This window comes from Brevibacterium sp. p3-SID960, assembly GCF_025144725.1.
Lineage (GTDB): Bacteria > Actinomycetota > Actinomycetes > Actinomycetales > Brevibacteriaceae > Brevibacterium.
Map to the genome: position 1 here is coordinate 18,968 of NZ_JALXKS010000023.1, position 24,619 is coordinate 43,586.

Consider the following 24,619-nt stretch of genomic DNA (forward strand, 5'->3'; position numbering starts at 1 on the left):
GGCGGCTCAACCGCCGCGGATGCCGAGGTGAGTTGACTGAGCGGCCGAAAGTGACGGTCTTGAAAACCGTTGAAGGGCAACCCCCTTCCGTGGGTTCGAATCCCACACTCACCGCCAAATGAGAATCTGTCCGTGCGCTGCTCTCACGGATCTCCACGGGAGCCCCCGCCCAATCCGCGGCGGGGGCTCCGTCTGTTGTCTGCAGGTCGCTTCGCGCGCTCACGCAGGCGGTTTCCGGCGGCACTTGACCTGCGTCAAGGCGCGGTGCCTGGAATCTCCATACGGTGAGAAGCGAAGACCAGGAAAGGTTCCGGTCGGGCCTCCGAACGGGGGCGTAAGGAAAGGAATCACCATGCCACAGACAACAGGCAACACCCACACCCTCCTCCGGGCCGAAGGCTTCTCCTGCCCCTCGTGCGTCGGCAAGATCGAAAAGCAGGTCGGCAAGCTCGACGGAGTCGACAACGTGAAGGTGCACTTCGCCTCGGGCCGTGTGGAGGTCGACCACGACACGTCGAAGACCTCCGTCGACGACCTCATCGCCGCCGTCGCCAAGGCCGGGTACAAGTCGAAGGCCTCTGCCTTCTGACTGAGGTCCTGCTGGCTGCCCGTCGCATCCTGGCCGCCGGTCGCAGACCGATCGGCAGCCGCGGGCCAACCAGCGCAGAACGCACAGCCATCCCATTCCCAGCACGAAAGGCGGGATACTCGTGAATGCGCTCCGCAGGTGGCGGTACAGCAACTGGTTCATCCCTGTTGCAGCCGGCCTGCTCATCCTCACCTCATTCGGCGTCGAGCGGCTCTTCGCCGGCGCCTGGAACTTGGAACTCACTTCGCAGTGGTGGATCGATCCGGGCGAACACGCCCACGGCTCCGGCCACGCCTTCACCCTGGCCAGCGCCTTCATGCTCGCCGCGGCCGTGGTGGCCGGATACGGTATCGTCATCAAGGCTGCACGCGCCCTGATGGTGAGATTCATCAGCATCGACCTGCTCGTCTCCATCGCAGCGATCGGTGCCGTGCTCATCGGCAACTTCTGGGAAGCTGCAGCCGTCACCTCCCTCTTCGCCATCGGCCACGCGCTCGAAGCCGGCACCATGAACAAGACCCGCTCGGCCCTGGCCGAGCTCGTCGCCGTCGCCCCGGACTCTGCCGTCGTCATGCGCGACGGCGAGCAGGTCGAAGTCGCTGCCCACGACGTCCGCATGGGCGACGTCGTCCTCGTCAAGAACGGCGCCAAAGTTCCCGTCGACGGGCAGGTCATCGCCGGCACCGGCTCCGTCGACGAGGCCTCGATCACCGGCGAATCCATTCCGGTTGAGAAGACCACCGCAGACCATGTGTTCGCCGGCTCGATCTCACGCAGCGGGTTCCTCCAGGTGATGGCGACCGGCATCGGAGCCGACACCACGCTCGCGCGCATCATCCACCGCGTTGAAGAGGCTCAGGACGCCAAGGCCAAGACGCAGGCGTTCATCGACCGCTTCTCCAAGTGGTACACGCCAGCGGTCATGGTCCTCGCGTTCGCCGCAGGCCTCATCTCCGGCGATGTCGTTCTCGGACTGACCCTGCTCGTCATCGGCTGCCCCGGTGCACTCGTCATCTCCATCCCGGTAGCGATCGTCTCCGGCATCGGCCGTTCAGCCCGCAACGGAATCCTCATCAAGGGCGGCGAATACCTCGAGACCTCAGCTAAGATCTCGGCCGTCGCTGTCGACAAGACCGGCACCCTAACCGAAGGCCGGCCGGAGCTCACCGATGTCGTCGTCCTCGGTCCGGCTGCAGACCGGCGCGGCGTGCTGCGCTGGGCGGCCGCTGTCGAGGCGGGGTCCGAACACCCGCTGGCCCGGCCGATCATCGACGGAGCACGCGCCGCAGGCGTCGCCCCAGACGGCGTACCCGGTCCGGTCACTCCCGTCATCGGCAGAGGCATCGAAGGCGACGTCGACGGGCATCACGTGCTGGTCGGCAACGCCCAGCTGCTGGAGAAGTACGGCATCACCGACGACGCGGGCTCAGCCACGGCAGTCGAAGAGCTGGCAGAGGCAGGCAAGACGCCGATGATCGTCGCAGTCGATGGCCAGGTGATCGGCGTCATCGCGGTCGCCGACACGATCCGTGAAGACGCCCCGGAGATGGTGCAGCGGCTGCACGCCAACGGTGTGCAGAAGGTCGTGATGCTCACCGGCGACACCCAGCCCGTGGCCGAAGCGATCGGCCAGAAGGTCGGTATCGACGCGATCCACGCGTCGCTGCTGCCCGAGGACAAGCTTGACGCTGTGGCAGGTCTTCAACGCGAAGGCCACACGGTCGCGATGGTCGGCGACGGAGTCAACGACGCGCCGGCGTTGGCGACCGCCGACATCGGAGTGGCGATGGGTGCGGCAGGATCCGCCGTGGCCGTCGAGACCGCCGACATCGCACTCATGGGCGACAACCTCCTGAAACTGCCCGAGGCGATCGGGCTGGCCAAACGCACTGCGAGGGTCATGCGGCAGAACATCGCGATTGCACTCATCACCGTGATCCTGCTGCTCGCCGGTGTCTTCGCAGGCGGGGTCACCATGGAAGTCGGCATGCTCGTGCACGAGGGCTCGGTGCTCATCGTGATCCTCAACGCGATGCGCCTGCTGCGCAATACCCACGACGGCACAGCAGCACCAGCCCAGCGACCAGACCAGGCGGGCCTGACAGGCCACGGCTCGACTGCCTCGGGCGCGGATGCCGAGCCAGCCCAGACCCGTACCTCCGGGCACTCAGCATGAGGGCACGGAGGTACGCCTCTGGCAACCGGGCACTGAGGGGATCGTTCGGTGCGCGGGCGCAGGCCAGTGCAGCCGAGGCGTACGGAACCCAGGTCGTCGATGTCGCCGGCATCCTCGGGACGGCGATCTCCCCGGCCGATCCCGACCGCGCGATCATCGAACCGTGGGCGTCGGGTGTCGGCGGACGGATTCTCGACGTCGGTTCCGGCACTGGCCGTTGGACCGCCCACCTCGACGCACTCGGGCACACGGTCGAAGGGCTCGAACCAGCCGAGCGGCTCGTCAACCTCGCCCGCGCTCACTTCCCCGTGGTGACGTTCCATCACGGGGCCATCGCAGACCTGGTTGAGGCTGACCGTCGGTGGGACGGGATTCTCAGCTGGTACTCTCTCATCCATATGGGACGCGGAGAACTTCCAGAGGCCCTGGCGATCCTGCGCACCGCGCTGCGCGATGGAGGATCACTGCTCCTGTCGTTTTTCTCCGGGCCGCGCCTGGAGGCGTTCAGCCACCCGATCGCCACTGCGTACCGGTGGCCGATGGCGGACATGGAGCAGGCGCTGGCTGACGCTGGCTTCGCTGACGCCGCACAGCAGATGGGCCCGTTCTCGGCTCATGCGGTCATGAGCGCCCGCGCGATCGAACGCTAGCCGTAAACACCCCGGTGACGCGGAGCCGGGAGGGGACCACACTGGACAAAGAGGAGGAGGGCCTTCGATTGACTCATTCGACCCGGGTGCGTTCAGCACCCTCAGAAGATCTCTGCGTCACGCGTGTGCCGCTCTTCTATGGCCTGACGCGCGCCCAGCAGGTGGAGGTCGCCGGGTTCGCCCGCCCGGTGACCCTGAATTCTGCTGAACAGGTCTACACTGCCGGGGCCGATGTTTCGCAGCTGATAGTCGTGCACACCGGACAGGTCAAGATCTCCCGTTCAAACGCCGATGGAAGCGAACAGGTCATCCGCATCCTCGGCCCCGGGGACTTCATCGGCGAATCCGCCTTCCTCACCGGTGCCCGGCCCGACCACCAGGCCGAGGCTCTCGTCGACACCGAGCTGTGCGTCTTCCGTCATGCCGACCTTTCCCGCCTCTTGGCTAAGCACCCGAATATCGCTATGCGCATGCTCGAAGAGGTCAGCAACCGCCTTGAAGCCACCGAGAAGCGGCTTGCCTCTGTCATCTCGGGCAGCGTCAGCTCCCGCTTCGCCGACTACCTGCTGTCGCTGCCGGCGCGGCCGAGGCCGGACGGTGCCATCGAAGTGTCCCTGCAGCTGTCGAAGAAGGACATCGCCTCGCTCATGTCGACGACGCCCGAATCGCTTAGCCGCCAGCTGCGCCGGCTCACCGATGCCGGCGTCATCGCGCAGCGCAGCCGCGGACGCATCGTCATTATGGATGTCGCCGCGCTCAGCTCGCTCTCGATGCACAGCTGAGCAAGGCTTCATTCCGCGGCAGGTGATGGTCGGCTTCATCAACGCGCTGGCGATTCTCATCTTCCTCTCGCAACTGCCCGAGCTCGTCGCAGTGACGTGGCTCGTCCATCCGCTGTGTCTGCTCGCCCCATCATCGTGTTCGTCCTGCCCAGTCTGACGCCCGCGGCGCTCACGGTGCTGGCCGCGATTGTGGTGCTCACACTCCTGGTCGTCGTCTTCGGCTGGGACGTGCCCTCAGTCGGAGACAAGGGCGAGCTTCCCCACGCGCTGCCGGCCCTCTTCATCCCCGATGTCCCGCTGAATCTGGAGACCCTGCAGGTCATCGCGCCGTACGCGCTGGCGATGGCCATTGTCGGACTGCTCGAGTCCCTCATGACCGCCAAGCTCGTCGACGATGTTACTGACACGCGGTCGAACAAGACCCGCGAATCCTGGGCGCAGGGCGCCGCCAACATCGTCTCCGGCATCTTCGGCGGAATGGGAGGCTGCGCTATGATCGGTCAGACGATGATCAACGTCAAGGCCGCCAACGCCCGCACCCGGATCTCGACGCTGTTCGCCGGCGTGTTCCTCCTCATCCTCATCGTCGCTCTCGGCGGAGTCGTAGCTCAGATCCCCATGGCCGCACTCGTCGCCGTCATGATCTTCGTGTCGTGGGCGACGTTCGACTGGCACTCGATCCGCCTGTCCACGCTGTCGCGGATGCCGAAGTCGGAGACCACGGTCATGCTCGTCACCGTGGTGGCGACTGTCTGGACCCACAATCTGGCGATCGGCGTGGTGCTCGGAGTTCTTGTGGCCATGATCGCCTTCGCCAATCGGGTGGCGCACTTCGTGCGCGTCGACCGGGAGCTGCGCGATGTCGACGGACAGGCCACCGCGTACTACACCGTCGAAGGTGAGCTCTTCTTCGCCTCATCGAACGACTTGTACACGATGTTCGACTACGCCGGCGACCCCGAGCACATCGTCATCGATATGCATCGCTCCCATCTGTGGGACGCCTCGACGGTGGCGGCACTCGATTCGGTGACCGACAAGTACGCGGCATACGGCGCGTCTGTCGACATCGTCGGGCTCAACACCGCCAGCCGGCGCATGCGTGCGCGGCTGGCAGGGATGACCCGATCCGGCGGCTGACGCGCATGTGCGCGGCATCGCCGCCGCTGCACTTAAGCGGACAGCAGCTCGGTGATGAGGGCCTCGACGCGTCGTTTGATCTCATCGCGGATCGGGCGCACCGCCTCGACTCCGAGCCCGGCCGGATCGGCAAGCTGCCAGTCCTCGTAGCGCTTGCCCGGGAAGATCGGGCACGTGTCTCCGCAGCCCATCGTCACGACGACATCGGAGGCTTCCACCGCCTCGGGCGTGAGGATCCGCGGCGACGCCGCGGTGATGTCGACGCCGTCCTCGCGCATCGCCTCGACGGCGGCAGGATTCAGCTGCTCAGCAGGCTCCGAGCCGGCCGAGCGGACCTCGATCCGCCCGCCGCTGAGCGCCGCGAGGTAACCGGCGGCCATCTGCGAGCGCCCGGCGTTGTGGACGCACACGAAGAGCACACTGGGGGTGTCGGAAATCGGGTCAGCGGTCATGGCGGTCTCCTCAGCGGATGCGGTCCGGCAGGGTCGGATCGTGCGGGAACATGCGTCGGCCGGCCCACAGCGCAACGTAGACGAGTGCGACGAGGACGGGCACCTCGATGAGCGGGCCGACGACCCCGGCGAGCGCCTGACCCGAGGTGATGCCGAAGGTGCCGATGGCCACAGCGATGGCGAGCTCGAAGTTGTTGCCGGCCGCGGTGAACGCCACCGTCGTCGACTTCGCGTAGTTGAGGCCCGTGGCCTTGGCTGCGAACAGCGAGATGGTGAACATGACGACGAAGTAGGCCAGCAGCGGCACCGCGATGCGGGCGACATCGAGCGGCTGGGAGATGATCGCATCGCCCTGCAGCGCGAAGAGCAGCACGATGGTGAAGAGGAGTCCGTAGAGTGCGAACGGTCCGATGCGCGGCAGGAATGTGCCCTCGTACCACGCGCGGCCCTTGGCCTTCTCGCCGAGCACGCGGGTGAGGAAGCCGGCGATGAGCGGGATGCCGAGGAAGACGAGGACGGAGACGACGATCGTCCAGACAGAGAAATCCGCCGAGGTGGTCGGCAGTCCCAGCCATGAGGGCAGGATCTGCAGGTAGAACCAGCCGAGGGCGCCGAAGGCGACGACTTGGAAGACCGAATTGATCGCCACGAGCACCGCTGCGGCCTCCCGGTCGCCGCACGCCAGATCGTTCCAGATGAAGACCATCGCGATGCAGCGGGCCAGGCCGACGATGATGAGCCCGGTGCGGTACTCCGGCAAGTCCGGCAGCAGCATCCACGCCAGGGTGAACATGAGGGCCGGGCCGACGAGCCAGTTGAGGACGAGGGAGAGGATGAGCAGACGCTTGTCGCCGGTGACACGATGGGTTTCGTCGTAGCGGACCTTTGCGAGCACCGGGTACATCATGACGAGCAGGCCGAAGGCGATCGGCAACGACACCTGCCCGATCTTCACCGCGTCGAGTGCGCTGCTGAGCCCGGGCACGAGGCGGCCGAGCAGCAGGCCTGCTGCCATCGCCAGCAGGATCCACGCGGGCAGCCAGCGGTCGAGAAACGACATCTCCTGCATGACAGGTGTGGCGGTCGGGGTTGTGGCATCGGCGGTCTGACGCACGCAGAACTCCTCATATCGATGACTGTCAATCGGAAGCGTAATGGGTCGTATCGATGAGTGTCAATGTAAGATGCTGCTATGACTGAGCTTCGGAAACCCGCGGTGTCCGCTGCGGTTGCTGCGACTGCTGCGGTTGCGCGGGAGGAGGCGCCGGGAGAGGTGCCGGGGGATCTGCCGGGGGCGGTGCCGGGGGATCTGCCGGGAGGCGAGCCAGGAGAATCCCCGGGAACTGCCCCCGGTGCCGCGCGGGGCGGCGGGCAGACCGGCGCCTCGTGCTGTCCGCTCGCCACGGGTCCTCTGGTGGCAGCCGAAGCCGAGCGGATGGCCGCCACTCTCAAGGCGCTGTCTGATCCGACCCGCCTGCGCATCGTCTCGCTCATCGCCGCCCGCGGCTGCGAGTCGGTGTGCGCCTGTGATCTGCTCGAAGCCCTCGACGTGACCCAGCCGACGGTCAGCCACCATCTCAAGAAGCTCGTCGACGCCGGTCTGCTGCAGCGTGAGCAGCGCGGCAAGTGGGCGCATTACACCGCCGTCGGCAGCGCCTTCTCCGAACTGCAGGCGTTCCTCGCGCTCGGGTGAGCATCGCCGGCGAGGCGGCCCACGCCTCGGGTGAGCATCGCCGGCAGGGCGGCCCGCGCCTCGGGAGCGGCCGAGACAGCATGCTCACGCGCACCCAGGATCTTCCCAGGAATGCCCCGCGGGAACTCTCAGGCGCCGGGCGGTTAGCGTCGGGGCATGGCAGTGCAGAGAGTTGAGATTCAGGCGACCGACCAGGTCGAGGCGCGTCGCGTCGAGGCGATCTACCGCCAAGGTGACCGGCACAGCAGGCTCGAAGACGAGGTGCTCGATGCGGTCTGGCGCTCCGGCCGCACCCCGGTGGGCGGCCCGGTCTTCGTCGGTCTCACGCATGGGTCGCCCGTGCTCTACCGGTTCGATGTCCCCGTCGACAGCGCGGTGCGCTGAAGGCTGCTGCGTGGCGGTGCGGATTCACGGCCACTGCGGCGGCCGCGGCGGTTCTCCGTTCTCACCGAGCAGCGGATCGCCGGCCGGCAGTGCCCGCCAGATGCCGAATGCAAGCAGAATGCCGAGGCAGTCGGCGATCCAGTCGCCGAACTCGCCGGACCGGCCGGGCACCGCGAACGCCTGGATGAACTCGCTGATGGCTGCGTAGGCCGACATCGCCAGCATCGTCGCCAGCGGTCGGAACCCGAGCAGCAGCAGAGGAGTGGTGAGTGCGGCGAAGCCCACGGCGTGCATGAGCTTGTCGAACCCGGCGAACGGCGAGGCCATGCCGGAGCTGGGGGAGTAGAGGAGGAAGAGGTGCACAAAGAACACGGCCGCGAAAGTGGACCAAGTCCACTTCCGCGCCCGTGTCGAGAGGATCAGGTGCGCGACAAATCGCATCTGACCGAGAAGAGACGCTCTTACTTCTTGAACGCGTCCTTGACCTTCTCTCCGGCCTGCTTGAGGTTCGCACCGGACTGCTGAGACTTGCCTTCGGCTTCCTTGCTCTTGTCGTCGGTGGCCCTGCCGATGCCGGACTTGACCTTCCCGAGCATCTCGTCAGCCTTGTTTCCGAACTTGTCATCTGCACTCATAGGAACCTCCTCGGGTTGGGTATCGCCTCGGGTGGAGACGACGCACTTCCATCTTAGTGACAAGCATCCTTCCTGGAAAGAGTGTTCTGCGGCGTTGTCGCAGATCAGTGGCGCGAGCGCGGGCCGTTCCTCAGGCCGTGCCCGAGGTGGTGCTTGGGGTGGGGCGCGCACCGTGTGTGTGCTGTGGTTGCCGTGCCCGAGGTGGGGGTTGCGTTTGCGGGGTGGGTTGTCCGTGGCTGCTGGCAGACTGGAACCAGAACTCGCAGCACGCACATGTTTATGTGAGTTGCATGTGAACACAGTCGAAACTATTGTCACATCATATCGAACACGCTTAGACTTGAAACCAGAAAGATCGCGTTAGATCACAAGGAGGTGACCGCGATGCTCGTCGAAGAACAGGTCATCACACCCCGCCGCAACGACACGGTGGCCGATTCGTCGGATTTCACTGACTGCCTCTACCGGCTGGAATCTGCCAACCGGGACATCGACGAGCGCCGCATGGCCGGACTCGGGTTCCTCTTCGACGCCTTCCTCGCCCGGGCAGCTTCCGATTCACCTGAGGATGTCTCCCTGCAAGTTGATGCGGTGCGTGAGCTCGCTGCCGATCCGCGTGCGCTTGGCCGGCCGGACCGTGACGGGACTGATTTCCGAAACGAGGCCGGCCAGCGGCGTGATGCGTATGCGTGGCTGGTCGAGCGAACGGCATCGACGTCGCTGATGCACATGGCAGACGCACTGGACACGACTGTCAAGCAGGTCCGGTCGCGTGTGCAGGTTGCTGCAGCAGGGCTTGTCGGCCTGCCGGCCTTCACGTCCCAAGCCCGGGCCGGGGTGATCGGCTATGACAGGTATCTCTACGGCGCGACACGTGCCACGAGTCTGGAGCCGGAGCATCTGGCGGACTTCGATGCAGGGCTCACCCGGATCCGGGTGTCAGACATGACGGCGTTCAAACGCGCCGTCACCCAACTGATTTCTACTCTTGTCACGCGTGAAGAACGCGCCAGGCAGGTCCGGGATCGTCGCACCGTGGAGACCTATTACGAACCCCACGGACTCGGGACCCTCATCGCCCGCGGTCCCTCCCACCAGATCGCTCTCTTAGAAGCCCGCCTGACAGGCATGGCACGGTCGGTGACCAAAGGACTCGGCACACCACTCGGCGTGCCCGAAAACCGCGAGATTGCCGATGGCCGGGGGATGGGTGAGCTGATGTTCGACTTCCTCACCGGCAGCCAGCCTGCAGGAACCCTGACCACCCAGTCCACCAGCAGCGACAGCCACACCACCCCAGGTCGGGTCGGTGACTGCATTGTCGAAGCCGCCAATCCAGCCGGAATCGATGTCGATGCCACCGCTGAGAAGATCGCCGAAACACTCACCGAGACCGGTGTGCAGTGCCCCGTCGATGCTGAGTGGCTCAAACGCCAAGCCCGCATCACCATCACCGTCCCAGCACTGACCCTCCTCAATGACTCCGCGGATGCTGAGTCCGTGCCGGGGATGGTCAACGGTCACCCCATCGCACCTGAGGCCGCCCGGCAACTGACCGGCACGGGCCATTCGACGCTCTACCGGATCCTGACCGACCCAGCCGATGGCACTGTCCTCGATCACGCAGCTGAAACGTACACGATCCCGGAGAAGATGCGGATCGCGCTGGTGGAGAAGTGGCAGTACTGCACACTGCCCGGATGCGACCGCTCAGCCGCCAAAGCAGAACTCGATCACATCGAACCGTTCAATCACGAAGACCCCGGACGAGGCGGACCCACCACCATGGGCAACCTCCACCCGCTATGCCGGGAGCATCACCAGATGAAAACCGACAACAGACTCAAAGTCACACGAAGTCCCGACACGGGAATGCTGACCTGGACCCTACCCGGCCGCCACCAACTGACAGCCAGACCACCTTCGAATCCCATCGGGCAGGTACACGCCCAACAGCTCCTCAACCTCACCGACTAGACCCCACCGACGCCGACGACCTACCCGAAACAGACGACCCACCCGAAACGACAGCCAGTCGTTTCACTCCCAGCGCTGCCTGCAACACCACCGCAGTGACAGAACGATATTTGACAACCACATAGTGCCGGGCCCTGCTTGCCAGAACCTCGGCTGCAGAAAGGCCGTTCAGAACAACCATTCTGCGGACGCACCTGCATCGGCATCACTGTGCCCGATAGGCTTCGAGCAGGCGATACACTCCGGACAGGCGAAGGAGGCTGAGGGCGCATGGATGGACCGATCGACGTCTCGCGCCTGCGCGAGTGGGTCGGCCGCAGCCAGACCCTCGACGACATCGCCACTGAAGCGAAGTCGCGCACCCTGGCCGCTGCACTCGACTACGACGCAGACCCCTGGGGTGGCCAGCTCTTCCCGCTTGCGCACTGGGCCCACTTCAACCCAACCGAACCGCAGCACGCCCTCGACATCGGCGGGCACCCGCACCTCGGTGGCTTCCTGCCACCGGTGCCCCTGCCGCGACGCATGTGGGCCGGATCAGAACTGACCTTCCACCGGCCGATCGCCGTCGGCCAGGAGCTGCAGGATGTCCAGACCGTCACCGACGTCAGCGTCCGCACCGGCCGAACAGGTCAGCTCGTCTTCGTCACGGTCACCCATGAGATCTCGGCAGACGGCAGCCACGCCACCACCGACCGGCACACCATCGTCTACCGCGAAGCCGCCGCACCGCAGCAGTCCACAGCACAAACGCCAGCCGAACGCGCGGCACGAAAGCCAGCCGACACCTCGGCGTGGGACTACGGCAGGATCACCCGGCCTGACGAGACGCTGCTCTTCCGGTACTCCGCGCTGACCTTCAACGCCCACCGCATCCACTACGATCGCGACTTCTGCATCAACGAAGAGGGCTACCCCGGCCTTGTCGTCCATGGTCCGCTGCTCGCCACGCTCATGCTCGACGCTTTCCTGCGCCACCGCCCAGGTGAGCAGATCGACTCCTTCTCCTTCACCGCCCGCCGACCTCTCTTCGACGCGACCCCCGTCGCTGCCGTGGGCCGCCAGATCACCGCCTCGGCCACGGAAGTCGCCATCCTCGACCCCGCAGGACACGCCTGTCTGACCGGAACCATCGACCACTGAATCACCGGCGGGCACCGTCGCCCGCTGCCGAAAGGAGCCCCACATGTCTGAGCTGACCTGGCTGTCCACCCGCGAACTCGCCGCCGAGATCGCCGCCGGACGGATCTCCGCCCGCGAGGCCCTTGCCGACCACCTCGCCCGGATCGACGAAGTCAACCCCGCCATCAACGCCATCGTCACCCTCGACACCGAGGCCGCCGAAGCCTCCGCAGCAGCAGCCGACGACGCACACGCCCGCGGGGAGAGCCTCGGCCTGCTCCACGGGGTGCCGATGACGCACAAGGACACCCACGACACCGCCGGCATGCGCTCGACGCACGGCAGCCCGCTGTGGGCCGACCGCGTGCCGGCAGCCGACTCCGTCATCATCGCCCGGCTCAAAGCCGCCGGCGTTATCACCACCGGCAAGTCCAACGTCCCGGAGTTCGCTGCCGGCTCTCACACCTTCAACCCGGTATTCGGCACCACCGTCAATCCCTACGACACGACGAAATCCGCTTCCGGCTCCTCCGGTGGCGTCGGTGCGGCACTGGCCGCCGGCATACAGGCCTCCGGCGACGGCTCCGACATGGGCGGATCCCTGCGCACGCCGGGATCCTTCAACAACGTCGTCGGCTTCCGACCCTCCCACGGCCGGATTCCCAAGCTCGCCCCGGACAACCCACACGCCTGGCTCAGCCAGTCCGGTTTCATGGCCCGCACCGTCAGCGACATCGCCCTGCTTATGCAGGCCGGCTGCGGGCCGGCCACCGGAGCCCCCTGGGAGATCGGCGAACCCGGCTCGGTCTTCGACCTGCCCGAATTCCGCCTCGGTACCGTCTACCAGCCGGAGCTCTCCGGCATCCGCGTGGGCTTCAGCCCCGACTTCGGCGGCCAGATCCCAGTCGAAGCAGAGGTGGCAGAGATCGTCGCAGCCGCCGCCGAGGTGTTCGCCGGCCTGGGTGCCGAGGTCACCGAGGACGTGCCGAACCTCGAGGACGCCGACGAGGTGTTCCGCACCCAGCGGGCCTACGACTTCGCGATGGTGTTCGAAGAGATGGTCGAGGCCGGCGGACGGGATCAGATGAAGAAGTCCCTGGTCGACAACATCGACGCGGGGCTCGCGCTCACCGCCGCTGATGTGCGTTCGAAGGACGCCGCACGTGTGCGGCTCGGCGCCGAGCTGTGGAAGTACTTCGAGACCCGCGACGTGTTCGTCACCACGACCTCACAGGTCCTGCCCTTCGACGCCGAGCTCGAATACCCGACGGAGATCAACGGCGAGCCGATGGCCGACTACCTGTCATGGATGCGTGCGGCCACGCTCATCTCGGCCACCGGCTGCCCGGCGGTCTCCGTGCCGGCCGGGTTCTCAGAATCGGGTCTGCCGGTGGGCATCCAGATCGTGGCGGCCCCTGGCCGTGACGTTGATCTCCTGCGCATCTCCCACGCCTTCGAAGCCGTCACCGAACACCACCTGCGCCACCCGGAGCTCTGAACCGCTCAGCTGAAGTCGATGAGCCCGAGAATCACCTGAACGACCGGCTCCGGATCGACCGCCAGCGAGACCGCTGCAAGGATGTCGACGAACTGCGTCAGCGGCAGCGTCAGTCGGCCGCCGGCGCGCTCGATCGCCACACCGATGACCGTGCTCATGTTCTCGAAGTGGGCGGCGATGAGTTCGTCATAGCGGTAGCGCAGCTCCGGGTTGCGCAGGGTGTAGAGCTCGATCTCGCGCCCAGCGAGGATCCAGGCCGAGGTGTTGTCGTGGAGCGCATGGAACTGCGTGACGATCGCGCGGATGAGCTCTTCCTGCTCCTGACGTGACTTCGCCGCCGTGTGCTGCAGATCCTCACCCCGGTTCTCCACCAGCTCGGTGACGCTGCGCTGCGCGGTGTCGATCTCGCGCTCCATAATCGCGAGCACGATCTCATCGCGGGAGGCGAAGTTCGAATAGAAGGCGCCGCGGGTGAAACCGCTCGCCTCGCAGATCTCCTCGATCGACGACGCCGCGACCCCGCGTGCGGCGAAGACCCGGCGGGCCCCATCGATGAGTGCCTCCCGGGTCTGCTTCCGGCGCCTGCTGACTGCCTCGCTCACAGGTCGAACTCCTTCTCTCACGCGCCACGGGTCTGCCGACTTGTACGAGCGCAGACTATACCATTACGATACACTTCTGTATCCGATACACTTGTGTATCCTAGACAGGTCGCGGTGCGCACGGCGTAGCATAGGCGCAGGGGTACCGATCGACTCTCTGATCCGCTCATCTCCCATCTGTGAAGGGTTGCCTGTGTCGCCCTTTCTCTACGAGCTCGGCCGCACCGCGTTCCGCCGCCGCAAGACGGTGGTCGCCGTCTGGCTGGCGATCCTTGCCGTCCTCGGTGGTTTCGTCGCCGCATTCGGCGACTCCTTCAATGACGAGTTCCGTCTGCCCGGCAGTGAATCGCAGGACGCTCTCGATGCGCTCGAACTGACCTTCCCCGAGGTGGCCGGCGGCTCGGCGACGATGCTCGTCGTCAGTGCAGACGGCCAGCCGGTGGATGCGGATCCGTACCGGGCGGAGATCGAGGACGCGGTCGAGAAGATCGACGACCTGCCCCACGTCGACGGCGCGACCTCCCCCTTCGACGAGATGATCGACGGCGTCATCAACGACGATGGCGACGCCGCCATCGTCAACGTCCAGTACGACCAGGCCTCGGACCTGCTGCCGGACTCGGCGAAGGACGATCTGCAGGCGGTCGCCGACGAACTTCAGGCCGAGCTGCCCGACGGCAGCATCGTCAGCCCCGGCGGTGACCTCTACACGGTCACGAGCGTGCACATCTCGATCATCGAGGCGATCGGCGTCGTCATCGCCTTCATCGTCCTCATCTTCACCCTCGGCACGGCATGGGCGGCCGGCATGCCGCTTGTCACCGCGATCATCGGCGTGGGCATCGGTATGCTGCTCATCCTCGGCAGCACTGCGTTCGCCACCGTCAACTCGACGACCCCGATGCTCGCCCTCATGCTCGGCCTGGCCGTCGGCATCGACTACGCACTGTTCATCGTCTCCCGTGCCCGGCAGACGATGTTCGACGGCTATGACCCGGAGGAATCCGCCGCCCGCGCCGTCGCGACCGCCGGCTCGGCCGTCGTCTTCGCCGGCGTCACCGTCATCATCGCGCTCATCGGCCTGTCGGTGGCCGGCATTCCGTTCCTCACGGTCATGGGCATCGCCGCCGCCGCCACCGTCGCGATCGCCGTGGCAGTCGCGCTCACCATGACGCCGGCACTGCTCGGATTCCTCGGTTACCGGCTCGTGCCCAAGAAGCACCGGCCCGGCGGCAGCCGCCACGCGTCCACCGCCTCGGGCGCGGAAGGCGAGGAGACCGAGAGCCGTCCGCGCAAGCCAGGGTTCGTCACCCGTTTCTACGACGCCTGGGTGGCGGCAGCGACGAAGGTACCGCTGCTGACCGTCATCATCGTCATCGCCGGTCTGGGCGCACTCGCCCTGCCGGCCAAGAACCTGCAGCTCGCCCTGCCCGGCAACGGCGGAGCCGAAGAGGGCACCGCCCCGCGCATCTCGTACGACCTCATCTCCGAGCACTTCGGCGAGGGCTTCAACTCCCCGCTGGTCGTCACAGCTAACATCATCAGTTCGACCGACCCGCTCGGCGACGTGGACGACATGAAGGCCGACATCGAGAAGATCGACGGGGTGCACAAGGTCATCATGGCCGTGCCCAACCCCTCCGCCGACACCGGCCTCATTCAGATCATCCCCGAATACGGACCCAGCGATGAGCGCACGACCGAAGTCGTGAAGAAGCTGCGCGACCTCAAGCCGCACTTCCAGGACGAATACGGTTTCGACACCTCGGTCACCGGCTCGAACGCCGTCGCCATCGACGTCTCCGACCAGCTCGGCGGGGCGCTGCTGCCCTTCGGCATCTTCGTCGTCGGACTCTCCCTCATCCTGCTCATGATGGTGTTCCGATCCATCGCCGTGCCCATCAAGGCGACTCTGGGCTTCCTGCTCTCGGTCGGGGCGGCGTTCGGACTCGTCACCCTCGTGTTCGTACAGGGCCACGGAGCCGACATCTTCGGAGTCGAGAAGGTCGGCCCGGTCATCAGCTTCCTGCCGATCATCCTCATGGGCATCCTCTTCGGCCTGGCCATGGACTACGAGGTGTTCCTCGTCTCCGGCATGCGCGAGGCCTTCGCCCACGGCGCCTCGGCGAAGGACGCGATCCACCGCGGATTCCAGTCCTCAGCCCGCGTCGTCGTCGCAGCAGCGATCATCATGTTCGCCGTCTTCGCAGCCTTCGTCCCAGCCGGTGACGCGATCATCAAATCGATCGCCTTCGGCTTGGCCGTCGGCATCTTCATCGACGCGTTCGTCGTGCGCATGACCTTCGTGCCGGCCGTCATGGCGCTGCTGGGTGACAAGGCCTGGTGGCTGCCGCGCTGGCTGGAGCGGATGCTGCCGCACTTCGACGTCGAAGGCGAAGGGCTGTACCACCAGGTGCAGTACAAGGACTGGCCCGGCGACGGCAAGGACTACGCCGTCTACGGCGAAGGCCTGGGACTTGACGGATCCGGCCAGCCGGTCTTCGACAAAGTCGACCTGGCCGTGCAGCCCGGCGAGGTTCTCGCCGTGTCCGGACAGGGTGCCACCGCGCTGCTGCTGACGATCGCAGGACGCGCAACCCCAGACCGCGGCGAACTCAAGGTGCTGAACCGGGTGCTGCCCGAAGAAGCGCCGAAGGTGCGCAGCGCTATCCCGTACATGGTGCTCAACTCCGCTGAAGACGCCCTCATCACCAGCCCCGGCTACCTCAAGCGCACCCGCGAGCAGATGCCGGACATCGTCCTCATCGACCGGGCCGACCAGGCCCGCGACCGCGACACCGCAGAGGCGGCCCGGGAGCTCATCTCCTCCGCCATCTCCGCCGGGTCGAGCGTGCTGCTCGGCCTCGGCAACCGGGACGCAGACTGGATGCTCCCGCCACAGACCCATTACCGACTGCTAGATCTCGATACCCACAATCGGGGGAAGGACACGGCTCATGACCTGGTTCGAACGAGCTGATACCGGACGCACGGCAAAGTGGTACTCCGTCCTCGGACTCATCCTCGTGCCGATCGTCATCGCCGCCGGATTCGTGTTTGCGATCTGGAAGGCCACCGACCGGCTCGACAATGTCCAGGCCGCCATCGTCAACCTCGACGAGGGCGCAGAAATCGACGGTCAGACGGTACCGCTGGGCCGCCAGCTGGCGGCCGGGCTCGTCGACAGCGACGACGAGAACTTCGACTGGGTGCTCTCGGATGAGGACGACTCTGATGACGGCTTGCGCAACGGCAAGTACGCCGCCGTCATCACCATCCCCAAGGGCTTCTCCGAAGCGGTCACCTCGTCGAGCGACGATGACCCGATGATGGCCCGGCAGGCCACGATCAGCGTCAAGACTTCCCACGTCACCCCGCTGGCCGACTCCGCGATCGGACAGTCGATCGCCGAGGCCGCCCGGGCGAGCTTCAACTCCGAGTTCGCCAAGAAGTACCTCGACGGCATCTACCTCGGCTTCAACGACATCAGCAAGCAGTTCAAGACGGTGTCCGATGCTGCCAACGAGATCAACGACGGCGCCGGACAGCTCGCCGACGGCACCGGTGACGCAGCCGATGGTGCTGGCAAGCTCTCCGACGGGCTCGGCGAGCTGTCGGCCAACAGCGGCCAGCTGCGCAGCGGTGCCGGCGACCTCGCCAGCGGCGCGCGTGACCTGTCAACAGGCGCCGGCGACCTCTCCGATGGTGCCGGGGAACTGGCCGACGGGCTCGGCACGATGCGCGAGCAGACGAAGGACCTGCCCGAGCAGACTCGGAAGCTCGCCGACGGCGCCGGCGACCTCTCCGACGGCGTTGACGAATACACCCGCGGTGTCGACGGCATGATCATCGGCCTGCGCGACTTCGCCGACGGGCTCGGCGACGGCAAGGATCTCGACTTCGAGGACAAGCTCGACGGGCTCGGGGAGGGCGCCCAAGACCTCAACGACGGCATCAACCGCATCAACGACGGTGTCGGCGACTATCAGGACAAGCTCAAGCAGCAGTCCGATGACCTGGAGAAGCTGCAGCAGAAGGACACGCTGACGCTGCAGGATCTGGTCAAGGCCGGGCTCATGGACAAGAGCGAGGCGGCCCAGCTCACACAGGTGCTGTGCCCGGACGGTGAGGGCGAACAGTGCACGCGCACCCAGGACGCCTACGCGCGGGGAGTGCTCACGACCGCCCAATCCACTCTGGACCAGGCTGCCGAGGGACTCGATCAGAAGGACGAGAACGGCCGCTCGATCACCGGTGGGCTCCAGGATCTCACCGATGGGGCCGATGAGCTCAACGACGGCATCCAGGACATGGTGAAGAACCTCGGTGACGAGCTGCCGACGCTGCTCGAGGACCTCAAGGGGCTCGGCGGCCAGGCAGACGACCTGCTCGACGCCTCGAAGGAGCTGCGCAGCGGTGCCGGCCAGGTGGCCGATGGCACCGACAAGCTCGCCGACGGCATGGGCCCCCTCGCCGACGGTGTCAAGCAGTCCGCTGACGGTGCCGGCCAGCTAGACACAGGTGCCGGCCAGCTGGCCGACGGTGCAGGCAAGCTCGCCGACGGTGCTGATGAGTACTCCGCCGGTGTGAACAAGTACACCGAGGGCGTCGACCAGTCGGCCACCGGAGCCAGCACGCTCTCCGACGGACTCACCGACCTCAACGACGGCGCCGAACAGCTCGCCGACGGCACCGGAGAACTCGCCGAAGGCCTCGACGAGGGCAAGGACAAGATCCCGTCCTACACCGCACCCGAACGCGACAAGCTCTCCAACACGGTCGTCGCACCGGTGGCCGAGAGCGGCAGCCTGCTCAACGACATCCCGCAGGCGTCATCGATCGCGCTGTTGCTCATGATGGCGCTGTGGGTCGGGGCACTTGTGACCTACACGGTCGTGCGCGCCGTCTCGGCAACCGCCCTGACGTCGCGCCGGTCATCCTTCTCAGTCATGGCCAGAGGAATGCTGCCGGGCCTCGTCATCGCCGCGATCCAGGCGGTGGTGCTGGCGATCATCGCGAACATCGTGTTGGAGCTCAACCTGTTCGACTTCGCCTCCGTGCTGCTGCTCGTGCTCTTCGCGGGGCTCGTGTTCATGACGCTGAACTATGCGCTCGTCGCGTGGTTCAACGGCACCGGCCGGTTCATCTCAGTGGTGCTCATCGTGCTGGCCGTCGCCGGCAGAGCGATCGGGGCGGTGCCGGAGTTCTTCCACTCCATCACCCCGTTCCTGCCGATGACCCCGGCGATGGACGGCATCACTGCCGCAGCAACCGGCATGCCTGGACTGGGAGGCGCATGGGCCGCCCTGTTCGGCTGGCTGGTCATCGGTGTGGCCGGCAGCTTCGCCGCGGTCGTGCGCAAGCGCACACTCGGGGCCGGCCAGGTCGCCCGGCGCGCCCAAATATGAGCGGGCGAGCCGGCGCCCTAGCTGTACTAACCACGGAGGTTAGGTACACGCGGCGGGTCGGCTGGACATAGGGGAAGACCCCTGAGTGAAGTGTGGGACTTACGACAAAACCCATTTCACGAAACAGAGGTCTTCCATGTCCCACCGTAACGCCATCTTGACCGAAACTGGACGTTTGCGCCTTGCTCGGCTCATCGTCGACCATGGATGGCCGCTTCGTCGAGCAGCGCAACGCTTCGGTGTCGCGGTCACCACGGCACGCCGCTGGGCTGAGCGCTACCGTGACCTTGGTGCTGCGGGCATGGCTGATCGGTCGTCGCGTCCGAAGCGCTGCCCTCGCCAGTTGTCGCGGCGTACCGAGCGTCGGATCGTTGGGCTACGGGTCACACGGCGCTGGGGACCGGCCCGGATCGCCTACCACCTCCACTTGAACCCCTCGACCGTCCACAAGGTCCTCACGCGTTACGGCTGCCCACCGTTGGCATGGACTGATCCGGCCACTGGGTGCCGGATCAAGACCTCACCGGCTCAACGACGCAGCTACGAGCACGCTGCCCCCGGTGACCTGATCCACGTCGACATCAAGAAACTCGGACGGATCCCCGATGGCGGCGGCCACAAGGTCCTCGGCCGTGCCGCTGGCCGCCGCAACAAAACCCGCACGGCCATGAACCGTCGCCCCGGCTACGCCTACATCCACAACGCCATCGACGACCACTCCCGACTGGCCTACAGCGAAATCCTGACCGACGAGAAGAAGGAAACCGCAGCCGGATTCTGGACACGCGCCAACGCGTTCTTCGCTGCCGCCGGGATCACCGTCACACGAGTGTTGACCGACAACGGAGCCTGCTACCGCTCCAACGCCTTCAAACACGCCCTCGGCAGCAACGTGACGCACAAACGCACCCGGCCCTACCGACCACAGACCAACGGCAAGGTCGAACGCTTCAACCGGATCATGCTTGAGGAATGGGCCTACGCCCAGCCCTACACCTCAGAAACCCAGCGCGTCCAAGCGTTCGACCAATGGCTGCACCACTACAATCACCACCGAGGCCACACCGCACTCAAGGGACAACCCCCAGCCGCGCGTGTACCCAACCTATCCGGGGCTTACACCTAGCCGCCGAGGATCTGCTCGGCGATGCGGTGGGCGTCGCGCAGAGTCCGCGCCGACTTGTGTGGATTGGCCGCGATCGCCAGCCCGAACTGCACAGCTGAGAGCTGGATCGACAGGCAGTACCGGTGCGGGTGGTCATAGCCGCGCGCATCGCGGGTGCGCAGCGTCTCCGGATCGACATCGAGACCGGACAGCGGCTGCGCAACACCCTCGCTGAGCTTCAGCTCAGCGACGGCGAGCTGGCCGCGGTCGAGCATCCCGGCCACCACCTCGTCAGCGGCACGCCGCACCTGGTTGGCGGGCGAGGCGGCGTCGACGAGTGCGCCAGCCTCGACAGGGTCGTCCACGGCCGGGGAGGAGGCGCGGAAGCAGGAGCGCTCACCGGCACGCGAAGTGGTGATGCGCACCTCGGGCCCGACGAAGTCGACGAGCCCCGCCTCAGCCAGGGCGATGAGCTCGGCGAAGCGCTGCGGCGGCGGGCCGTCGCAGATGCCGGAGACGAAGCCCTCGAACCAGCCGCGCACCTCGGTGTGGAAGCTGATGTCATCGACCCGGCCGTCGGCGATGAGCTCCTTGAGATATGCGCGCACAGCCCACAGCACCGCGAACAGCGCCTTCTCCGGCGCACGCTCAGGCCCGCGATAGGCGGCATCGAGGTCGCGGCGCAGGAAGTCGAGCATCCACGCATTCAGCTCCGCCCGCGAGGCGAAGGTCTGGTCCTCCAGCGGCCGTAGCAGCGCATGGAGGTCGAGGATCCGCTCAGGGTTGCCGATGACACTCGACTCGACATCGGACCAGGCGCTGGACTCCTGCGTCTGGCGGCCCGGGCGGCCGGCGACCTCGCGGGTCTCGGCAGCCGCACGGCGGGAGACATGCCGGTCCACCGCCTCGGCGAGGGCCTCGGTGAGCGCTGCCGGGTCGCTGACGAACGCCTCGGGTTCGGAAGCGTAGAGAACCGCATACCAGGCATGGCGCAGGTCGGCGAGGATGAGCGGCCACAGCTGATCGTTGAACCGCAGATCACCGCCGTCGGTCTCGGCGGCTAGCCGCTCCAGGGTGGCGGGGGTGAAGTAGCGCAGCGGGTAGTCCGACAGCGGATGGGAGGCAGTGATCGGCTTGCACCGATACGGCACGCCGCGCCGTGACGACGGAGCGAGCACCGGCTCCTGCCCGCTGGCCTGATAGGCCAGCACCGGCGCCCCGGCATCCGTCGTGCCGGTCTGCGTGAACGCGCCTCCGCGGCCGGTGCTCAGCAGCGCCTGATGGTCGAAGTAGTTGAGGCCGAAACCGCGGAACACCACCGTCTCACCGGCCGGCAGCACATCGACATCGGCCTCAGCGGGCAGTCCCGGAGGCAGGTAGGTCAGGTGCGCACCGGCGGCGAAGCGCTGCCAGGCCACCCGCTCCTCATTCAGCCGCGCGGGGATGTGCCCGACGCACAGCACGACGTCGTCGACCTCCAGGGTCGAACCGTCAGCCAAGCGGATGAGCTGGGCGACCCGCTGCCCGGCCGGGCTGTCGGCGGCACCGCGCGGCTCGATGACGGCCGTGGCGACCGTCGGGCGGTGGCGGATCGACACGCCTGCCGGGGCCGTAGCGCAGATGTGGTCATAGGCATCGCGCAGATACTGGCCGTAAAGCGCACGCGGGGCGAAGGTCGAGAGCACCTCGGCATCACTCGCCGCGTGCTCACGCCGGTACCAGGTCGCCATGTCCGGCCCGGTGGAGTGCGGGCTGATGCCGCAGCTGAGATCGGGGAAGATCGTCTGCTCGCCGATCGTCGTGTTCATGAGCAGATCCGGGTGCTGGTCCGTACGCCACACGATCCCGGCCCCGGGCGGGAACGGATCGATGAGATGGACCTCGACCGACTCGTCACCGGCGAGGGCGCACAGCCGCTCGAGCACACTGAGACCACGCGGGCCCGCCCCGATGATCCCCACCCGGCGCGGCACTTCGGTGCCCTGCGCACCACTGTCCGATCCGCCTCGGCGGCGGCTCAATTCTGCTCTCCATCGCCCTCGGGGCCGGGGTAGCCGGGCCAGCCGGAGCCCGGCTCGTAGCCTTTCGGGTAGCACTTGCCCTCGGTGTCTTCGATCCCCTCGGCGGGGGCGCCCGTCTCCTCCGGCTCAGGTTCCTCAGTCTCGACCGTGTCGGTGCCGGTCGCCTCTTCCTGCTGGCTCTTGGCCTTCGGATTGATCTGCTCGTCGACCCAGGTGCGCAACGCCTCATAATCGGGGTTGAATGTGCTGGTGACATCGTTGTTGATCTGCGCAGACTTCACCTCGGTGCCCTGCATGAGCGCGGCGAGCTCGACGAAGGCGTTGAGCTCGCGCTGCGGGATGTCAGTGGCGACATTGCGCTCAGCCGAGCCGGCGAGCTTCGGGTAGGCCAGCGCGATTTCGCGCGGATTCACCTGGTCGAGGGTGGTCTTGAGCATCCGCTGCTGCCGGCACATGCGATCGTAGTTGTCTGCGCCCTCACGAGAGCGGACGTACCACAGCGCCTTCTTGCCCGTCAGCACCTGCTCGCCGGGGTCGATCCAGCCGAACACGCGGTTCTTGACACCGGTGTTCATGTTCGTGCCGCCGCCCATCGGGATCGGGCGTTCGACGTCGATCTTCACGCCGCCGATCGCGTCGACGACATCTTCGAAGCCCTGCATGTCGACCGAGGCCCAGTTGTCCATCGTGAGCCCGAGTGATCCCTCGACCGCCTGCATGGTGGCGTACATGCCGAGCTCCATGTCGCCGGGATCGCCGACCGCCTCGGGCTCGGATTCGGCCCACGTCCACACAGCGTTGATGAGGCTCTCCTCGGAACCGAAGGCGTTGAACCCCTGTGGGAACCGCTCGGCGAGCTTCGACCCCTCCGGGAACTGCGCGAACGCGAGGTTGCGGGGCACGGAGATGAGGGTTGTCTTGCCCGACCGCGTGTCGATCGAGGCGACGAGCATGGTGTCCGGGCGGGTGCCCTCGCGGCCGTCGCCGTTGTCACGGCCGATGAGGAAGACGTTGATGCGCGGCTTGTCCTTCCACAGGTCAGCGGAGTCGAGCACGGGCCCGCCGCCGTCGCCGAAGACCTTGCGCACCGTCTCACCCTGCACGCGGGAGTAGGCCGCTCCGACGCCCAGCGGCACGCCGGTGAGCACGATGAGGCTCATGACGAGCACCGAGCCGAGCACGCGCTGCGAACGCCGCAGACGGGTGCCGCTGCGCAGCATCACATAGGAACGGATGATGACGAACGCCCAGATCAGCGCCCCGATGATGAGCAGGATCGCGATGACGTTGAGGATCGTCGGGCTGGAGACGACGCGTGCGCCTGCTTTGACCGGGCCGCGGTAGAGCACCCAGATGCCGATCGCGGAGAGACCTGCCACGAACCCGAGGGTGAGGAACCAGCCGAGCCGCGAATTGCGGCTCTTGATCATGCCGAGGCCGGGGATGAGCGTGCCGAGACTCGTCCAGCCGACGATGCGGGGAAAGACGTCGTTGCGGCGCGAGTGCCGGGTCGCCTCCGGGGCTCGTTCGGATTCAGCGGTTGCCGCAGCATCCGGGCCCGAGGCGGTCGAGGCAGGCCGACCGCGGCGCCGGGATCGGCGGGCGCGCTGCTCTGCCGCGCGCGCTTCCTGCCGGGTGAGCGGCACGTCTTCAGAAGACGCTCGGGGAGTGGGCTCGGCGGCGGGGGTGAAGGTGCGGGGCGGTTCGCGGCGTGGGCTGCTGCTGCGCTTGGCGGCTGCTGCTCCGGCGACAGCACCGGCCCCGGCTGCGACGGCGCCGGAAGCGGCGCGCAGCCCGGTGAACCGGGGGCCGGCCGAAGCCCGCGCCTGCCTGCTGGCATGACGCGGGGTCGAGTTCTCGAATCCCTCCGGGGCTGGGCGGTTGGCGGGCGGCGTTTGATCCTGACGGCGGTCACTGGGGGCCGCTGGCCGGGAGCTGCGCAGGCGGGGGCGGCTGGAGGCTTTGAACGAGGAGTCGTACGAGGATGAGCCGTTCGGCCCACGGCGTGGTGTGGGGGCACCATTGTCATCGTGGGACACTGCTCACTCCTTGGAAAACGGCACGATCGAGGGACGGGTGATCATCACAAGCTCTTAGTGTACGAGTTCAACCTCCGAGATTCGTGAGCTACGCGTCGGTGCCAGCTTCGCAACGCACATCTGCGCGCCGGCTTCCGGCGTGCGGCTCGGCTTTGCTCGGGTGCTGGCAGTTCGTTATCATTGGTGAGGTTACGCGCGCCTGCACTCCGGGAGATCCGCCCGATGCGGCGCGCATCGCACCAGGAGTCGTGGCTGAGCGGCCGAAAGCACCACCCTGCTAAGGTGGAGTCCCTTGAATTGGGGACCGTGGGTTCAAATCCCACCGGCTCCGCGCTTTCCTTCGCAG

Annotated in this window: 19 protein-coding genes, 2 tRNA genes and 1 pseudogene; 15 read left to right on the forward strand and 7 right to left on the reverse strand. The window is 66.6% G+C overall.

What is annotated here, in order from left to right; all coding sequences use genetic code 11:
• Positions 1–26 precede the first annotated feature (26 nt).
• The 6 genes and pseudogenes from M3B11_RS08225 to M3B11_RS08250 all read left to right on the forward strand — a co-directional run.
• A tRNA-Ser gene (locus M3B11_RS08225) sits at positions 27–117 on the forward strand.
• 235 nt (positions 118–352) lie between these two features.
• Entirely contained in the window at positions 353–589 is a 237-nt protein-coding gene (locus M3B11_RS08230; protein ID WP_102160952.1) for a heavy-metal-associated domain-containing protein, read from the forward strand.
• Between the two features lie 121 nt (positions 590–710).
• Positions 711–2,765, forward strand: coding sequence for a cation-translocating P-type ATPase (locus M3B11_RS08235; RefSeq protein WP_259876976.1), 2,055 nt, complete (start codon positions 711–713; stop codon positions 2,763–2,765).
• Positions 2,762–3,415, forward strand: coding sequence for a class I SAM-dependent methyltransferase (locus M3B11_RS08240; RefSeq protein ID WP_259876981.1), 654 nt, complete (start codon positions 2,762–2,764; stop codon positions 3,413–3,415). Before M3B11_RS08235 ends, M3B11_RS08240 begins: the two co-directional genes overlap by 4 nt.
• A 125-nt stretch (positions 3,416–3,540) precedes the next feature.
• Positions 3,541–4,197: a Crp/Fnr family transcriptional regulator gene (locus M3B11_RS08245; protein ID WP_259876982.1), complete on the forward strand. Its 657-nt coding sequence runs from the start codon at positions 3,541–3,543 to the stop codon at positions 4,195–4,197.
• Positions 4,198–4,204: 7 nt separating this feature from the next.
• A pseudogene (locus M3B11_RS08250) lies at positions 4,205–5,337 on the forward strand (SulP family inorganic anion transporter); the annotation flags it as partial.
• A gap of 32 nt (positions 5,338–5,369) precedes the next feature.
• Here the strand turns inward: M3B11_RS08250 and M3B11_RS08255 are convergent.
• On the reverse strand, positions 5,370–5,789 hold the full coding sequence (locus M3B11_RS08255; RefSeq protein WP_207948751.1) for an arsenate reductase ArsC: 420 nt from the start codon (positions 5,787–5,789) through the stop codon (positions 5,370–5,372).
• A 10-nt stretch (positions 5,790–5,799) separates the two neighbouring features.
• Positions 5,800–6,858: an ACR3 family arsenite efflux transporter gene (arsB, locus tag M3B11_RS08260; RefSeq protein WP_102161748.1), complete on the reverse strand. Its 1,059-nt coding sequence runs from the start codon at positions 6,856–6,858 to the stop codon at positions 5,800–5,802.
• Positions 6,859–7,086: 228 nt separating this feature from the next.
• Between arsB and M3B11_RS08265 the strand changes: the two genes are divergently transcribed.
• Together M3B11_RS08265 and M3B11_RS08270 are read left to right on the forward strand one after the other, a co-directional pair.
• Positions 7,087–7,482, forward strand: a complete 396-nt coding sequence (locus tag M3B11_RS08265) for an ArsR/SmtB family transcription factor (protein WP_396121553.1) — start codon at positions 7,087–7,089, stop codon at positions 7,480–7,482.
• A gap of 156 nt (positions 7,483–7,638) precedes the next feature.
• Entirely contained in the window at positions 7,639–7,866 is a 228-nt protein-coding gene (locus tag M3B11_RS08270) for a hypothetical protein (RefSeq protein ID WP_102160960.1), read from the forward strand.
• 24 nt (positions 7,867–7,890) lie between these two features.
• On the opposite strand, the gene M3B11_RS08275 is transcribed toward M3B11_RS08270, so the two are convergent.
• Positions 7,891–8,238 carry a VanZ family protein gene (locus tag M3B11_RS08275; RefSeq protein ID WP_259876984.1) on the reverse strand — a complete coding sequence of 116 codons (348 nt, stop codon included), beginning with the start codon at positions 8,236–8,238 and terminating at the stop codon, positions 7,891–7,893.
• A gap of 89 nt (positions 8,239–8,327) precedes the next feature.
• Positions 8,328–8,501, reverse strand: a complete 174-nt coding sequence (locus tag M3B11_RS08280; protein ID WP_259876986.1) for a CsbD family protein — start codon at positions 8,499–8,501, stop codon at positions 8,328–8,330.
• A gap of 384 nt (positions 8,502–8,885) precedes the next feature.
• On the opposite strand from M3B11_RS08280, the gene M3B11_RS08285 reads away from it, so the two are divergent.
• The 3 genes from M3B11_RS08285 (at position 8,886) to M3B11_RS08295 (ending at position 13,098) form a co-directional block, all read left to right on the forward strand.
• Positions 8,886–10,478: an HNH endonuclease signature motif containing protein gene (locus tag M3B11_RS08285; RefSeq protein ID WP_259876988.1), complete on the forward strand. Its 1,593-nt coding sequence runs from the start codon at positions 8,886–8,888 to the stop codon at positions 10,476–10,478.
• Positions 10,479–10,748: 270 nt separating this feature from the next.
• A complete protein-coding gene (locus M3B11_RS08290; protein WP_259876990.1) occupies positions 10,749–11,621 on the forward strand; it encodes a MaoC family dehydratase N-terminal domain-containing protein in 873 nt (290 codons plus the stop codon).
• A 43-nt stretch (positions 11,622–11,664) separates the two neighbouring features.
• On the forward strand, positions 11,665–13,098 hold the full coding sequence (locus M3B11_RS08295; protein ID WP_311197754.1) for an amidase family protein: 1,434 nt from the start codon (positions 11,665–11,667) through the stop codon (positions 13,096–13,098).
• Positions 13,099–13,103: 5 nt separating this feature from the next.
• Here M3B11_RS08295 and M3B11_RS08300 read toward each other — a convergent pair whose 3' ends face one another.
• Positions 13,104–13,700, reverse strand: a complete 597-nt coding sequence (locus M3B11_RS08300; protein WP_259876991.1) for a TetR/AcrR family transcriptional regulator — start codon at positions 13,698–13,700, stop codon at positions 13,104–13,106.
• Between the two features lie 193 nt (positions 13,701–13,893).
• Here M3B11_RS08300 and M3B11_RS08305 point away from each other — a divergent pair, with 193 nt between their 5' ends.
• The 3 genes from M3B11_RS08305 (at position 13,894) to M3B11_RS08315 (ending at position 20,234) form a co-directional block, all read left to right on the forward strand.
• Positions 13,894–16,680, forward strand: a complete 2,787-nt coding sequence (locus tag M3B11_RS08305; RefSeq protein WP_259876996.1) for an MMPL family transporter — start codon at positions 13,894–13,896, stop codon at positions 16,678–16,680.
• Positions 16,658–19,108, forward strand: a complete 2,451-nt coding sequence (locus M3B11_RS08310) for a YhgE/Pip domain-containing protein (RefSeq protein ID WP_259876998.1) — start codon at positions 16,658–16,660, stop codon at positions 19,106–19,108. The genes M3B11_RS08305 and M3B11_RS08310 overlap by 23 nt, the downstream gene beginning before the upstream one ends.
• Positions 19,109–19,244: 136 nt before the next feature.
• Entirely contained in the window at positions 19,245–20,234 is a 990-nt protein-coding gene (locus M3B11_RS08315) for an IS481 family transposase (RefSeq protein ID WP_259877000.1), read from the forward strand.
• On the opposite strand, the gene M3B11_RS08320 is transcribed toward M3B11_RS08315, so the two are convergent.
• Complete coding sequence (locus M3B11_RS08320; protein WP_259877002.1) at positions 20,231–22,234, reverse strand: FAD/NAD(P)-binding domain-containing protein; 2,004 nt, start codon at positions 22,232–22,234, stop codon at positions 20,231–20,233. The two genes, M3B11_RS08315 and M3B11_RS08320, sit on opposite strands and share 4 nt — an antisense overlap.
• A complete protein-coding gene (locus M3B11_RS08325; RefSeq protein WP_259877009.1) occupies positions 22,231–24,273 on the reverse strand; it encodes an LCP family protein in 2,043 nt (680 codons plus the stop codon). Before M3B11_RS08325 ends, M3B11_RS08320 begins: the two co-directional genes overlap by 4 nt.
• Before the next feature lie 242 nt (positions 24,274–24,515).
• On the opposite strand from M3B11_RS08325, the gene M3B11_RS08330 reads away from it, so the two are divergent.
• Positions 24,516–24,604: transfer RNA gene (locus M3B11_RS08330), tRNA-Ser, on the forward strand.
• Positions 24,605–24,619: the final 15 nt, after the last annotated feature.